The 14362-nt window shown below is 67.6% G+C and carries 11 protein-coding genes; 8 read left to right on the top strand and 3 right to left on the bottom strand.

Features of this window, described 5'->3' with window-relative positions; translation table 11 throughout:
• Positions 1-197: 197 nt before the first annotated feature.
• Both ACTHK2_RS18235 and ACTHK2_RS18230 read right to left on the bottom strand, forming a co-directional pair.
• Positions 198-2573 (bottom strand): DUF1631 domain-containing protein, encoded by a 2376-nt coding sequence (locus ACTHK2_RS18235; RefSeq protein WP_440247157.1) that lies wholly within the window; start codon positions 2571-2573, stop codon positions 198-200.
• A gap of 119 nt (positions 2574-2692) precedes the next feature.
• Complete coding sequence (locus tag ACTHK2_RS18230; protein WP_440247156.1) at positions 2693-2962, bottom strand: Trm112 family protein; 270 nt, start codon at positions 2960-2962, stop codon at positions 2693-2695.
• A gap of 70 nt (positions 2963-3032) precedes the next feature.
• Here ACTHK2_RS18230 and purE point away from each other — a divergent pair, with 70 nt between their 5' ends.
• Together purE and ACTHK2_RS18220 are read left to right on the top strand one after the other, a co-directional pair.
• Entirely contained in the window at positions 3033-3545 is a 513-nt protein-coding gene (purE, locus tag ACTHK2_RS18225) for a 5-(carboxyamino)imidazole ribonucleotide mutase (RefSeq protein ID WP_440247155.1), read from the top strand.
• A 58-nt stretch (positions 3546-3603) separates the two neighbouring features.
• Complete coding sequence (locus ACTHK2_RS18220) at positions 3604-4743, top strand: 5-(carboxyamino)imidazole ribonucleotide synthase (RefSeq protein ID WP_440247154.1); 1140 nt, start codon at positions 3604-3606, stop codon at positions 4741-4743.
• 78 nt (positions 4744-4821) lie between these two features.
• Here the strand turns inward: ACTHK2_RS18220 and ACTHK2_RS18215 are convergent, their stop codons facing one another.
• Positions 4822-5400, bottom strand: a complete 579-nt coding sequence (locus tag ACTHK2_RS18215) for a superoxide dismutase (RefSeq protein ID WP_440247153.1) — start codon at positions 5398-5400, stop codon at positions 4822-4824.
• 205 nt (positions 5401-5605) lie between these two features.
• Here ACTHK2_RS18215 and grxD point away from each other — a divergent pair, with 205 nt between their 5' ends.
• The 6 genes from grxD to ppnN all read left to right on the top strand — a co-directional run bounded on the left by grxD (position 5606) and on the right by ppnN (position 14196).
• A complete protein-coding gene (grxD, locus tag ACTHK2_RS18210) occupies positions 5606-5923 on the top strand; it encodes a Grx4 family monothiol glutaredoxin (protein WP_440247152.1) in 318 nt (105 codons plus the stop codon).
• 1 nt (position 5924) lies between these two features.
• Entirely contained in the window at positions 5925-6692 is a 768-nt protein-coding gene (locus ACTHK2_RS18205; RefSeq protein ID WP_440247151.1) for an SDR family NAD(P)-dependent oxidoreductase, read from the top strand.
• Positions 6693-6857: 165 nt separating this feature from the next.
• Positions 6858-7451, top strand: a complete 594-nt coding sequence (locus ACTHK2_RS18200; RefSeq protein ID WP_440247150.1) for a YhgN family NAAT transporter — start codon at positions 6858-6860, stop codon at positions 7449-7451.
• 72 nt (positions 7452-7523) lie between these two features.
• The gene (locus tag ACTHK2_RS18195; RefSeq protein WP_440247149.1) at positions 7524-9269 is read left to right on the top strand and encodes a GNAT family N-acyltransferase; all 1746 of its coding nucleotides are present in this window, start codon (positions 7524-7526) and stop codon (positions 9267-9269) included.
• 191 nt (positions 9270-9460) lie between these two features.
• A complete protein-coding gene (locus tag ACTHK2_RS18190; RefSeq protein WP_440247148.1) occupies positions 9461-12676 on the top strand; it encodes a TonB-dependent receptor in 3216 nt (1071 codons plus the stop codon).
• Positions 12677-12810: 134 nt separating this feature from the next.
• Positions 12811-14196 carry a nucleotide 5'-monophosphate nucleosidase PpnN gene (ppnN, locus tag ACTHK2_RS18185; RefSeq protein WP_440247147.1) on the top strand — a complete coding sequence of 462 codons (1386 nt, stop codon included), beginning with the start codon at positions 12811-12813 and terminating at the stop codon, positions 14194-14196.
• Positions 14197-14362 lie beyond the last annotated feature (166 nt).

Here is a 14362-nt window from a genome sequence, read left to right as displayed (position 1 = left end):
ATCACGCGCGCGCGGCCGGGGGCGCCTTCGGGCAGCTGGTCCGCGGTGACGTCACCGCTGCCGATGTCTTCTTCGAGGGCGCGCTGCACATCGCGCACGACCGCGTCATGCGGCGCAACCGGGGGCGGAATCGTCACGTGCTCTGCCTTCAGCGATGGACGGGCGCGCAGGATAGCAAGAGCGATCGCCGCGGAGCGTCAGCCTGCGGGTGCGGCCGGGGGTGCCGCCGCGCCCGCGGCGTCGTCGCCCGTGTGGCGCAGTCGCGCGACGATCGCGTCGAGTGCGCGATCGAACAGCGGCACTTCCTCGAGCACGACCGCGCTGCCGCGGCGCAGCTCGGCGGCAAGGCCGAACACGGTCTTGTCGCAGACCTTGAGCCCACGCCGGTTCACGAACAGGTACTTGGAACTGATCGGGCTGATCCACGACAGCTTGGCGCGCTCGCGCTGGTCGTTCTCGTCGACGAATTCGATCCAGGTGCCGACCTTGATCGCGCGAACCGTCTTGACGAACTCGTCGTCCTCGACCGATTCGGGCGCTTCCGGCTCGATGCTGCCGTCGATGCTTTCGGCGGAGCCGAGGACGATCTCCTCGACCGGGCTCTGCGTCGCGGGCGGCGCCGCGGCCGCCTGTGCCTCGGGCGCGTCACCTGCGTTCGGCGCGGGCACGGCCTGTTCGGCAATGACTTCCTTGACCGTCTTGGTCTCGATCTTCTGGCCGTCGAGCAGGCGCTTGTAGAACAGCGACAACTCGCCCATGAGCTGCTTGACGTCGCTGTCGTGATAGGCGACCGTCGCGAGGCCGTGGCGCAGCGCCTTCTCGAGCTGCGGCAGCAGCGCGCGCAGGCGCGTCACTTCGCTTTCGGTGGTCTTGGGCTGTGCGCTCCAGACGAACTCGTCGGCGAAGCGCAGCGCGTTCTTCCACTCGTCCGATTCCTCGCCCTGGCGCAGCACCGTGAGCACGAGGTAGTTCGCCCACGGGCGCGACAGCACGCTGTGCACGACCGGCGGCAGGTTGCGGTCCTCGATGCGCTTGAGGATCTCGCGCGCGGCCGTGCGGCGCGCCGCCTGCAGCTTCTCGCGGCCGCGCGTCGCGTCCGCGGCGCGCTGCTCGGCGAGTTCGGCGCGCTTCTTGTGCTGGTCGATGAAATCGACGAACGAGGCGAGCTCGCGTTCGAACACGCCGACGTCGTCGTCGAAATCGCGCAGCACCGTCTCCACGCAGCTCTTGATGCGCTCATACAGGCGGTGGTCGCGGTCCGCTTCCTCCGACCAGCTCTTGCCGGCGTCGGCGAGCAGGTCGAGCAGGCGCCGCGCCGGATGCGACTTCTGCGCGAACAGGTGCTTGTCGAGGATCGCGACCTTGAGATAGGGGATCTGCAGGCGACCGAACAAGGCCTGCATCTGCGCGGGCAGGTTGCGGTCCTGCAGGATGTACTCGAACAGCATGCCGACGAGATCGATGGTGTCCTCGTCCGCGCTCGACACGCGCTTGTCCTTGGCGTCGCCGGACAGCTTGTTGACCTGGTCGAGCAACTCGCGCTTGATCTGCTGCACCGCCTGCGCCGCATCGGCGACGCTCTCGGCGCGCGCCTGCGCGACGGCCGACTGGCTCTGCAGGATGGTCAGCGCACTGAGCAGGTCGGTGGGGCTGAGGCCGATGCCGCCCCCGGCGCTTTCGCCGACGTAGCTGTCGGTGCTGTGGCGGTTCGCGAGCAGTGAACGCAGCGTGTGGTAAATCTCCGCCTGCAGCTGGTCGGCCGCCGGGTCGTAGTAGGCCTGTGCCGCGCCCGGTGCGGCTTCCTTCGCGACCGCCCCGGGCGGCAGCGGCATGCGCGAGCTCGGGGGCGGGCGCGCGCCGGCCGGCAGCACGTGGCGCACCTGCGGCAGCACGCCGGCGCGGATCAGTTCGACGTTGACCTCGTCGTAGATCGGCTCGAGGCCGGTCATGACGTAACGGTCGAACAGCTTGTAGATGATGAGCTTGACCTGGACGTTGACTTCGAACTCGCGGATCGCATTGCGGAACGCGTTGCCGAGCACGGCCGGGCCGATCGGGTTGTTGTTGTCCTCGACCTTGCCGCCGCCGATGATCACCGAGAGGCGCTGGTTGACCTGGTAGAGCGCGCGCTGCAGGCGGTTCTCCGCCTTGGCGACCATGCTCGTCACCGCGAGCGACTCTTCCAGTTCGACGTCGTCGACGAGGGACAGGCCGCCGACCGCCGCCTGCGGCGCGACCTCGGGCTTGACCGCCTTGAGCTTGCCGTCCGCGAAGTCGGTGAACGCCTTGCTCGCGTGGTCCTGGAACAGGCGCTCGACGAGCTGGCGCTTCTTGCGCACCTCGCGCATGCCGTCGAAGTACTCGGTCTGCACCGCATTGCTGCCGGCGCGTTCGGCGAGGTCGAACAGCGCGTCGTCGACGTTCTCGAACAACGTGCCGACGAGGGCGTTGATGCGCTTGAGCGAGACGCCGCGAACGAGCTTGAGCAGGTCGCCGAGCCGGTCGGCTGCGGCCGTGCCCGGCTGGCGGGGCTGCAGGTCGACGACATTCGGGGTGTCTTTGGGAGCGGTCATGGGGCCTTCCGTACGTTGCCGGTACCCCTGCTTCGCGCAGGACGCCGGCCTGCGGCTAGCTTAAAGGGGTATCGATCATGGAATGTGATTTGCATCACACTCGACTGGGGCAAATGGTATCAACGGTCCGGAAAGTCCCCCAGCTGGCCGGTCGCGATCGCCTCGTCCGCGAGCATCACGGGGATGTCGTCCTCGATGCGGTAGATGGTGTGACGGTCGCGCGTGATCAAGCCGGTCGTTAACGTGCCGGCGACGGCATGGCCGGCGCCATTGCGCACCGGTCCCGACGCGATCGCGCGGTTGAGCGCGGCCAGCTCGCCCTCGCTGAGCAGTCGCAGCGGGACGTGCGTGGTCGGACAGCAGAGGATGTCGAGCAGGTGTTTGTCCATCGCGAAAAAACCGGGAGCGGCCCGGTGTGGCCGGATGCGCGTACAATAGCGATTTAGACTGACGACGGCCATGACAGAAAGCGCGAGCGGGCAGCCCCGCATCGGCGTCGTGATGGGTTCCCGGTCGGACTGGGACACGATGCGCCACGCGGTCGAGACCCTGGAGCGGCTCGGCATCGAGCACGAAGTGCGCGTGGTATCCGCGCATCGCACGCCGGATCTGCTGTTCGACTATGCGGCGGCTGCGGTCGGGCGCGGACTCGCCGCGATCATCGCCGGTGCCGGCGGCGCCGCCCACCTGCCAGGCATGCTCGCCGCGAAGACGCGCGTACCGGTGCTCGGCGTGCCGGTGCAGTCGCACGCACTCAACGGCATGGATTCACTGCTGTCGATCGTGCAGATGCCGGCCGGCATCCCGGTCGCGACGTTCGCGATCGGTCGCGCCGGCGCGGTCAACGCGGCGCTCTGCGCGGCGGCGATGCTGGCCAGCGGCGATGCGCAACTCGCGCATCGCCTCGACGCGTTCCGCCACGACCAGACCGCGAGCGTGCTCGCCAACCCCGATCCGCGCGTGCCGGCATGAACGCACGTCGCCGCCCCCTGCGCGCGCACCGCCGCGCACCTGCCTGCGTGGCATGCCGATGAACCATTCCGGACGAACCATCGGCGTGCTCGGCGGCGGCCAGCTCGCGCGCATGCTCGCGCTCGCGGGCGCGCCGCTCGGCCTGCGTTTCCTCGTCGTCGACAGCGCCGAGGACGCGTGCGCCGCGCAGGTCGCGCCGATGCTGCGCGCGGACTGGCGCGATTTCGACGCCCTCGCCGATTTCGCGCGGCGCATCGACGTGGCGACGTTCGATTTCGAAAACGTGCCGGCCGATACCGCGCAATGGCTGACCGAGCACACCCGGGTGTTCCCGAACCCGCGCGCGCTCGCGACCTCGCAGGACCGCCTCGCCGAGAAGAGCCTGTTCCGCGACATCGGCCTCGACACGCCCGCGTTCGCCGCGGTGGACTCGCGTGACGACCTCGTGCGTGCGCTCGAGCGCATCGGCACGCCGTCGATCCTCAAGACGCGCCGCCTCGGCTACGACGGCAAGGGGCAGTTCCGCCTCAAGTCGCCGGCCGACGTCGATGCCGCATGGCTGGCGCTCGGTGGGGCGCCTTCGATCCTCGAGGCGTTCGTGCCGTTCGAGCGCGAGCTGTCGGTGGTCGCCGTGCGTGCGCGCGACGGCGAGTTCCGCACCTGGCCGCTGACCCAGAACTGGCATGCCGACGGCATCCTGTCGGCGAGTCTCGCGCCGGCGCCGCACGCCGACGCGCTCGCGCCGGTTGCGTTCGCGCATGCACGGCGCATCGCCGAGACGCTCGACTACGTCGGCACGTTCGCGCTCGAACTGTTCGTGCAGGACGGGCGCCTGCTCGGCAACGAGATGGCGCCGCGCGTGCACAACTCCGGCCACTGGACGATCGAAGGCTCGCCCGCGAGCCAGTTCGAGAACCATGTGCGCGCGGTGCTCGGCATGCCGCTCGGCGACACGAGTGCGCTCGGCGTCAACGTGATGCTGAACTGGGTCGGCGAACTGCCGCCCGCGGATCCCGTGCTCGCCGAACCGCGCGCGCACTGGCACGACTCCGGCAAGAGCCCGCGCCCCGGCCGCAAGGTCGGCCACGCGACGTTCTGCGCGAATGACGCGGCGCAGATGCGCGACCGCTTGCGGCGCATCGGCGCGGCGCTCGGCCGCGAGGCGCAGGTCGCGCCGGTGATCGCCGCGCTCGGCTGAGCGGGCCGCGCGCCCGTATCCGCGCATGAAGAAAGCCGCTCGGGGTGAGCGGCTTTTTCTTTGCGTGATCCCGCGGCGTCAGGCCATCTGGCTCGCGACGAAATCCCAGTTGACGAGGTTCCAGAACGCCTCGACGTACTTCGGGCGCGCATTGCGGTAGTCGATGTAGTACGCGTGTTCCCACACGTCGCAGGTCAGCAGCGGGCGGTCCGCGCCGGTGATCGGCGTGCCGGCATTGGCCGTGCTCGCGAGCGCGAGGCTGCCGTCCGGACGCTGCACGAGCCAGCCCCAGCCGGAGCCGAACGTGCCGACGCTGGTCTTGGTGAACTCGTCCTTGAACTGCGCGAAGCCGCCGAAGGCCTTGTTGATCGCATCGGCGAGGCGACCGGTCGGCTCGCCGCCGCCGTTGGGCTTGAGGCAGTTCCAGTAGAACGTGTGGTTCCAGACCTGCGCGGCATTGTTGAACATGCCGCCGGACGCCTTGCGGATGATCTCCTCGAGCGCGAGGTTCTCGAACTCGGTGCCCTTGATCTGGTTGTTGAGATTGGTGACGTAGGTCTGGTGGTGCTTGCCATAGTGATAGTCGATGGTCTCCGCCGAGATGTGCGGGGCCAGCGCGTCACGCGCCCACGGAAGCGGGGGCAGTTCGATCGCCATGGGAACACTCCTTGCCGGTGGGTAGGGCCCATCAGTCTAGCAGGATGTCCTGAATGCCCACGGCGACGACCGCTGCTGCAGGAGCGGACGGCGACGCGCCCGCGCATGCACGCGGATGCGCCCGCAGGCCGGCGAACCGGCGGGAGCGCGGTGGTACCATACGCGATTGCGCGCAACGCGCGCCGATCCCCTCCGAAGGTCAGCAATGGACGTCATCGAACGCATCAAGGGCACTCTCGCCGATCATCCGATCGTGCTCTTCATGAAGGGCACGCCGCAGTTCCCGATGTGCGGCTTCTCCAGCCGTACCGCGCAGGCGCTGAAGGCGGTGGGCGCACAGTTCCACTCGGTCAACGTGCTCGAAGACCCGGAAGTGCGCGCGCACCTGCCGCGTTATTCGAACTGGCCGACGTTCCCGCAGCTGTTCATCCACGGCGAGCTCATCGGCGGCTGCGACATCACGCTGGAATTGTACGAGTCGGGCGAGCTCGAGCGCCTCGTGCAGGACGCGCAGAAGGCCTGAGATGCTCGCTCCCGTGCAACTCGCGGTCGGGGCGCTGGTGCCGGCCGCCGACTCCCTGCGCGAGCGCGTCGTGCTCGTCACCGGCGCGACCGGCGGGCTTGGCCGCGCGAGCGCGCTCGCCGCCGCTGCCGCGGGCGCGACCGTCGTGCTGCTCGGCCGCAAGGTGCGGGCGCTCGAGGCGCTGTACGACGAGGTCGAGCGCCTCGGCGGCGGCACGCCGGCGATCTATCCGATGGACCTCGCCGGTGCGACGCCCAAGGACCATGCAGACCTTGCCGCGGCGGTCGAACGCGAATGCGGCCGCCTCGACGGCATCGTGCATGCGGCGGTGCATTTCGACACGCTGCAGCCGTTCGAGCAGCAGGCGGCGGACGAATGGAACCGCAACCTGCAGGTCAACGTGACCGCGCCGTTCCTGCTCACGCAGGCGTGCATGCCGCTGCTGCGGCGCTCGCCCGATGCGGCGCTGGTGTTCGTGTTCGACGATGGCGCGCGCGTCGGCAACGCGTACTGGGGCGGCTACGGCGTTTCCAAATTCGCGATGCAGGGACTCGCCTCGATCGTGCACGAGGAAACGGAGCGTTCTTCCGTGCGCACGCATGCGCTGCTGCCCACGCCGATGCGCACGACCCTGCGCCGCGCGGCGTACTATGGCGAGGACACGATGGCCCGGCCCGACCCGAGCGGTGCCGCGCAGGCGGTCGTTTGGCTGCTCGGTCCCGGCGCCATCGGCGTGCGCGGCAAGGTGCTCGACCTGCGCCAGCCATGAAGGCGTTGGAAACCTGAAACACCGGGCGCAGTCCGGGCGGGAAAGCACACGCAGTTCTTTGCCTTCTTCGCGCGCCGAAAATGCTGGGTGTTTCGATCTTTCTGCTTTGGTCCTTGCTTTTTCGCCAGCCGCACGCCAGTCGAGGGGAGCCCGATGGAAAGTTCGATGAGCACGGTCTCGGCGGGCCTGCTGCTGTTCCTCATCATGGATCCGCTCGGCAACATCCCGCTGTTCCTCGCATTGTTGCGCAACGTGCGGCCGGAGCGGCGCCGGCTCGTGCTCGTGCGCGAAATGATCATCGCGCTGGTCGTGCTGTTCGTGTTCCTGTTCGGCGGCCAGTACCTCCTGCACGTGCTGCAGCTCAAACAGGAGTCGGTCGGCATCGCCGGCGGCATCGTGCTGTTCCTGATCGGCGTGCGGATGATCTTCCCGCCGAAGGAAGGCGGCGTGTTCGGCGACAGCGAAGGCGAGCCGTTCATCGTGCCGATGGCGATCCCGGGGGTCGCAGGACCTTCCGCGATGGCCGCGGTGATGCTGCTCGCCAACAGCAATCCGGGCCGCACCGTCGACTGGAGCGTCGCGCTGTTCGTCGCCTGGCTCGCGACAGCGGTGATCCTGCTGTCCTCGACCTATCTCTATCGCTGGCTCGGCACGAGCGTGCTGACCGCGCTCGAGCGCCTCATGGGCATGCTGCTCGTCGCCCTCTCGGTGCAGATGTTCCTCGACGGCGTGGTCGCCTACCTCCATCCCTTGCACTGACCGTCTCGGCGCGTTCCATCAATTTGGTTGTCACACGCGCGCGCTAGCGTGCGTGTGACCCGGGGGTGCGCCGTGATCAGCGTCGAACGCAGTTTCTTCGAGAAGTTCCCTCGCCTCGCGGCGGGGCGGGCGCGAGCATTCGCGCAGCCCGTGGTGGGACTCCTGCGCCGCATCGCCTGCGAAGAGCGGATCAACTCGATCCTCGCCCGGGCCGCATCGTTGCGCGGCTTCGCCTTTGTCGAGCATGTGCTTGAACACCTCGAGGTGAGTTACAGCGTCGCCAATACCGATCGCGAGAACATCCCGGTCGCGGGACGCGTCGTGATCGTGGCCAACCATCCGCTCGGTGCGCTCGACGCGCTCGCGCTGATCCACCTCGTCGGTTCGGTGCGGCGCGACGTCAAGGTGCTGGCCAACGACGTGCTCGTGCAGTTCGACGCGCTTTCGTCGCTGCTGCTGCCATTGCCGGTATTCGGCGCGGGCAGCCCGCTCGGCGGCGCGCGGGCGGCCTACCGCGCGCTCGAGCACGACGAGGCGCTGATCGTCTTTCCTTCCGGCGAAGTCTCGCGCATGGGCGCGCAAGGCGTGCGCGATGCGGACTGGTCGGCCGGCTTCGCGCGGCTGGCGCTCAAGACCGGCGCGCCGGTCCTGCCGGTGCACGTCGCCGCACAGAATTCGCCGATGTTCTACGGCGTATCGATGTTCGCCAAGCCTCTCGCCTCGCTGCTGCTGGCGCGCGAGATGTTCGGCGCCGAGCGGACGCGCATCGGGTTCAATGTAGGCCAGATCGTGCCTGCGGCAGCGCTCACGACGGCGTCCCGTCGGCCCGAGCAGATCGCGCGGCAGATGCGCCGCCACGTCTACCGCCTCGCGTACCGGCGGCCGGCCGTTTTCCCGACATCCACCGCGATCGCCCATCCGGAATCGCCGCTTGCCGTACGACGCGCGCTGCGCGAGGCCGAACGGCTCGGCCAGACGCTCGACGGCAAGCAGATCCTGCTGCTGGACGCGCGCCCCGACTGCGCCGCGTTGCGCGAAATCGGCCGCTTGCGTGAACTGGCATTCCGCCGCGTCGGCGAAGGCACCGGCGCGCGCCGCGACCTCGATCGTTACGACGCGCACTACCGGCATCTCGTGCTGTGGGACGAGCACGCGTTGGCGATCGCCGGCGCCTACCGCCTCGGCGAGGCGGGGACCCTCCTGCGCGAGCGAGGCCTGGATGCCCTCTACTCGGCGAGTCTCTTCGACTATGCGCCGAACGCACGCGCTTTCCTCGGTGAAGCCGTCGAACTCGGGCGCAGCTTCGTGCAGCCCGCCTATTGGGGATCACGCAGCCTCGACTATCTGTGGCAGGGCATTGGCGCCTACCTGCGCAGACGCCCACACCTGCGTTACCTGTTCGGACCGGTCAGTCTCAGCGCCGCACTGCCGCTCGCGGCGCGAGAGTGGATCGTGCATTACCACCGGCACTACTACGGGGGCGGCGCTGTGCTCGCGCGGGCACGCAATCCCTTCGTCATTTCGCCCGACGTCGAAGCGACCGCTTCGGCCGCGTGGCAGGGCCGGCCGATCGAGGAGGGCATCGCCGTGCTGCGCGCGCGCCTGGTCGCGCTCGATACCGCGCTACCGGTGCTGTACCGCCAGTACGCCGACCTCTGCGAACCCGACGGCGTGCGCTTCCTCGACTTCGGCACCGACCCGGCGTTCGGCGGTTGCGTCGATGGCCTGGTGCGCCTCGACCTCGGCCGGCTGCGCCCGGCCAAGCGGGCGCGGTATCTGGAGTCGACCCGGCGGCGGAGCGACGGCCCGGCCGCTTGACCTGATGTTACAAATCCGTCATCGAACCCTGTTAAACTCGGGTTAAGGATGCGCGACCGTATGGCCGGCGGGTCCTGGCCGTCCAGGGGCGGTCCATACAAGAAACGCCCAGCCGCAACCGCACCGTCCCCAGGGACGGGCGCTGCGGCTTTTATGTCCGACATTTCGCACGTTACGAGGGAAAGGCAGCAATGAACAAGCAACTTCGCATGCGGCTCCTGCCGTGGGTGATCGGTTCGCTCTTCGCCGCGTCGAGCGCGTTCGCGCAGAACACGTCGTCGTCGATCAGCGGTCGCATCGTCGACGCGAGCGGCGCCCCGGTCGCCGGCGCGACGGTCGAAATCATCCACGTGCCGTCCGGTACGTCGCGCACGGTCGTCGCCGACCAGAACGGCCGCTACAGTGCGCAGGGCCTGCGCGTCGGCGGTCCGTTCGAAGTGAAGGCATCGGGTGATCACGGCGAAAGCGCCGACCAGCCGGACATCTACCTCAAGCTCGCCGAGGAAACGACCCTCAACCTGACGGTCGGCGGCGCCGCGGCGTCGCAGACGCTCGAAGGCATCACCGTCACCGCGATCGCGCCCGGCGCGACCTTCCAGGCGGACAACAAGGGCCTCAGCAGCAACGTTTCGCAGCGCGAGCTCAAGGTCATCCCGAACCCTGGCCGTTCGATCCAGGACATCGCGCGCACCGATCCGCACATCACGATCACGAGCGTGGCGCGCGGCGAAATCTCCGCGCTCGGCCAGAACAGCCGTTACAACAACATCACGATCGACGGCGTGCCGACCAACGACTCGTTCGGCCTCGAGCCGAACGGCCTGCCGTCGCTGAACCAGCCGCTGTCGTTCGACGCGATCGAGGAATACAACATCTCGACCGCGAACTACGACGTGACGAACAAGCGCGCCGTCGGCGCCAACATCAACATCGTCACGAAGTCGGGCACCAACGAATTCCACGGCGACGCCTACTACGCGTACACCAACGCGAACGACCTCACCAGCGACGAGCCGAACGACTTCAAGGGCTACAGCGCGAAGAAGACCTACGGCGCGACGCTCGGCGGCCCGATCATCAAGGACACGCTGTTCTTCTTCCTGAGCTACGAAGAGTCCAAGACGCTCGCCCCGGGCCCGACCTTCGGCCCGATCGGTTCCAACGCGACCAACACGGTCAACATCACGCAGGAACAGATCGACCGCATCACGCAGATCGCGCGCGACTACGGCATGACGCCGGGCGGCCTCGGTGCTTCGGATGCGAACCAGGACAACAAGCTCTACCTCGGAAAGCTCGACTGGAACATCGCCGACGGCCATCGCGCGAGCTTCCGCTACAACAAGACCAAGAGCGACCAGCCGATCATCCAGACGTTCAACGCGAACACGTTGAGCCTGTCCAGCTACTCGTACGTGCAGAACCGCAACCTCGAGAGCTACGTGCTGAACCTGTACGACGACTGGACCGACACGTTCTCGACCGAAGCGTCGGTGTCCTACGGCAAGTACGACGCGGTGTCGCAGACGCTCGCCGACCAGCCGCAGGTGCAGGTCTGCATCGACGGCTGCGCCTCGAACAAGCCCTCGCTGTTCCTCGGCACGGACCAGTTCCGCCACTACAACGTGCTCGGCGTGAAGACGTACAACGCATTCTTCGCCGGCAACTGGTTCCTCGGCGACCACACGGTCAAGGCCGGCTTCGACTTCCAGCGCGAAAAGTTCTTCAACCTGTTCGGCCGCACCGAATTCGGCGCGTACCAGTTCAGCACGATCGACGACTTCGCGGCCGGCAACTGGGCGTCGTACAGCCTCTATCGTCCGACCAATGGCGACATCAACAGCGTCGCCGCGGACTGGGAACTCGACCAGTGGGGCCTGTTCGCGCAGGACGTCTGGCAGGTCACCCCGCAGCTGTCGTTGCAGTACGGCTTGCGGTGGGACATCCCGCGCACGGGTGACAAGCCGCCGTACAACGCTTCGTTCCAGCAGGCGTTCGGCTATTCCAACCAGGGCAACATCGACGGCAACAGCGTGCTCGAGCCGCGTGCCTCGTTCAACTACACGTTCGACACCGAGTACAAGACCCAGCTGCGCGGCGGCATGGGCATCAGCGAAGGCATGACGCCGGGCGTATGGCTGAGTAACCCGTACTCCAACAACGGCCTCAGCACGCAGACGTTCTTCGGCACCAACGGCAGTGGCTTCATCGCCGACCCGTACCATCAGGTCCCGCCGAACACGGCGCCCAACGCGCAGCAGACCGTCGACACGGTCGACAAGAATTTCCAGCTGCCGACCGTGCTCAAGGCGAGCCTCGCGTTCGACCGCGAGCTGCCGTGGTGGGGCCTCGTCGCGACCGCGGAACTCGCGCACGTCGGCGTGCGCCACGGCTTGTGGTACCAGGAAATCAACCTCGGCCCGGGCAACGGCACGCTGCCGGATGGCCGCATCAGCTACTGGCGCAATACCGATCCGACCGCGTGGGCCGGCGGCACGACGCCGACCGGCTACTCGGGCCTCCAGCGCTTCGGCAACAACCCGGCATTCGGCGGTGCGTCGACGTACCTCACCAACACGGGCACGGGTGAGTCCAACTCGCTGACCCTGTCATTGCAGACCCCGTTCAAGGAAGAAGGCTTCTCGGGTGGCACCAGCCTCACGATCGGCCGCGCGACCGAAGTGAACCCGGGCACGTCGAGCCAGGCCTCGAGCAACTTCAGCGGCCGCGCGACGTACAACCCGAACGAGGCGGTCGCGTACCGCTCGAACTACGACGTCAAGGCGCGCATCCTCGGCACGCTGACCTGGCAGCACAAGTTCTTCGGCGACTACGTCACCAGCGTGTCCGCGTTCTACGACGGCCACAGCGGCCAGCCGTACAGCTTCGTCTACGGCAACGACGCGAACGGTGACGGCATCGCCAACAACGACCTGCTGTTCGTCCCGAACCCGGGCGACGTGCAGTTCGTCGGTGCCTCGCAGACCGCGATCGACGAGTTCTACGCGTTCATCAAGGGCAACGACTACCTGCGCCATCACCAGGGCGGCGTCGTCGGCCAGAACGGTGCGACCTCGCCGTGGATCAACCAGATCAACCTGAGCTTCCGCCAGGAAGTTCCGGGCTTCTTCAAGGACCACAAGGGCGAGCTGCGCTTCGATATCTTCAACTTCGGCAACATGCTGAACAAGAAGTGGGGCCAGATCTACGACGTGCCGTTCGCGAGCGCCGGCGGTTTCACCCGCAGCATCGCCAACTTCCGCGGCATCGATCCGGCGACGGGCCAGTACATCTACTCGCTGCCCACCACCAGCGACGGCCACTTCAACGCGCCGCAGTACATCAGGGAAGACGCGGTCGCGCAGTCGCGCTGGTCGGTACTCGTCACCCTGCGCTACACGTTCTGATCCACGCTGCACCGCTGCATCGAACGGCCGGCCTTGCGCCGGCCGTTCGCTTTTGCGGCTTCGCTTGACCGCGACGGCGCGTGGTGGCATTGCTAGCGATCCACGAAAGAACACGAAACGAGGAAACACGACGCATGGAGCCTGTCCCGACCAAATCCGCCACCTTCAGTGCACGCATCTCGCCGGTCGCGGGGCTCGACGTCCTGTCGCGCCACGAGGTCGCGCGCCTGCGCGATGCCGGGGCAGGCGGCCTGCACGAATTGCTGCGTCGCTGTGCACTCGCGGTACTGACCCAAGGCAGCGGCAGCGACGATGCGCGTGCGCTGCTCGACCGCTATCCGGACTTCGACATCCAGATCCTGCAGCAGGACCGCGGCGTCAAGCTCGAACTCAGCAATGCGCCGTCGGAGGCATTCGTCGACGGCCATCTGATCCACGGCGTCAACGAGCTGCTGTTCGCGGTGGTGCGCGACATCGTCTACGTCTCCAACCAGATCGAAGCGGGCGCGTTCGACCTCGAGAGCTCGCCCGGCATCACCCACGCCGTGTTCGAGATCCTGCGCAACGCGCGCGTGCTACGGCCGAACACCGATCCAAACCTCGTCGTCTGCTGGGGCGGCCACTCGATCGGCCGCAACGAATACCTGTACACGAAGAAGGTCGGCTACGAGCTCGGCCTGCGCGCCTACGATATCTGCACCGGCTGCGGCCCGGGTGCGATGAAGGGGCCGATGAAGGGCGCGACGATCGCGCACGCGAAGCAGCGTCGCCACAGCAACCGCTACATCGGCATCACCGAGCCAGGCATCATCGCGGCGGAGTCGCCGAACCCGATCGTCAACAACCTCGTGATCATGCCGGACATCGAGAAGCGCCTCGAGGCGTTCGTGCGCATCGGCCACGCGATCATCGTGTTCCCGGGCGGCGTCGGCACGGCCGAGGAGATCCTCTACCTGCTCGGCATCCTGCTGCACCCGGACAACGCACAACTGCCGTTCCCGCTCGTGTTCACCGGCCCGGCCGAGTCGGCCGCGTACTTCGAGCAGATCGATCGCTTCCTGCGCCTGTCGCTCGGCGACGGCGTCGCGCAGCACTATTCGATCGTCGTCGACGATCCGGCCGAAGTCGCGCGGCAGGTGCGCAAGGGCATCGAGCGCGTGCGGCTGTTCCGCCTCAACAACCAGGATGCGTTCTTCTTCAACTGGGCGCTGCACATCGAGCGCGAGTTCCAGGTGCCATTCCAGCCGACGCACGCGGCGATGCGCGGTCTCAACCTGCACCGCAACCAGCCGTCGCATCGCCTCGCCGCGGACCTGCGCCGCGCGTTCTCCGGCATCGTCGCCGGCAACGTCAAGGAAGAAGGCATGCGCGCGATCGAGCAGCACGGCCCGTTCGAGATCCATGGCGACCGTGACATCATGCAGGCCCTCGACGCCCTGCTCGCGAGCTTCGTCGTGCAGCAGCGCATGAAACTCCCGGGCTCGCGTTACGTGCCCTGCTACCGCGTCCTCACCGATTGATTCTGTCGGGCAATCGGATCAAGGCCGTTCAAAGGCCCGAAACACGAAGGGCACGAGGGCACGAAGGGCACGAAGAAGAGCGCGGACAGCGGAATTGCCGATCACCCGCCTTGGCGACGCGCAGTCGCGGGGCGGTTCGGTTTCTTCCTTCCGTATCGCGGGCTTC

This window comes from Dokdonella sp. (assembly GCF_051958935.1).
Classification (GTDB): Bacteria; Pseudomonadota; Gammaproteobacteria; order Xanthomonadales; family Rhodanobacteraceae; genus Dokdonella_A.
Note: the sequence above shows the minus strand (reverse complement) of the source record. Positions and strands in the feature narration are given on the sequence as shown.

Bases quoted from the DNA above. Each gene is read 5' to 3' on its own strand.
- ACTHK2_RS18190 (WP_440247148.1), top strand. From the start codon at position 9,461: ATGAACAAGCAACTTCGCATGCGGCTCCTGCCGTGGGTGATCGGTTCG.
- ACTHK2_RS18230 (WP_440247156.1), bottom strand. From the start codon at position 2,962: ATGGACAAACACCTGCTCGACATCCTCTGCTGTCCGACCACGCACGTC.
- purE (WP_440247155.1), top strand. From the start codon at position 3,033: ATGACAGAAAGCGCGAGCGGGCAGCCCCGCATCGGCGTCGTGATGGGT.
- ACTHK2_RS18215 (WP_440247153.1), bottom strand. From the start codon at position 5,400: ATGGCGATCGAACTGCCCCCGCTTCCGTGGGCGCGTGACGCGCTGGCC.
- ACTHK2_RS18205 (WP_440247151.1), top strand. From the start codon at position 5,925: ATGCTCGCTCCCGTGCAACTCGCGGTCGGGGCGCTGGTGCCGGCCGCC.
- ACTHK2_RS18200 (WP_440247150.1), top strand. From the start codon at position 6,858: ATGAGCACGGTCTCGGCGGGCCTGCTGCTGTTCCTCATCATGGATCCG.
- ACTHK2_RS18220 (WP_440247154.1), top strand. From the start codon at position 3,604: ATGAACCATTCCGGACGAACCATCGGCGTGCTCGGCGGCGGCCAGCTC.
- ppnN (WP_440247147.1), top strand. From the start codon at position 12,811: ATGGAGCCTGTCCCGACCAAATCCGCCACCTTCAGTGCACGCATCTCG.
- ACTHK2_RS18235 (WP_440247157.1), bottom strand. From the start codon at position 2,573: ATGACCGCTCCCAAAGACACCCCGAATGTCGTCGACCTGCAGCCCCGC.
- grxD (WP_440247152.1), top strand. From the start codon at position 5,606: ATGGACGTCATCGAACGCATCAAGGGCACTCTCGCCGATCATCCGATC.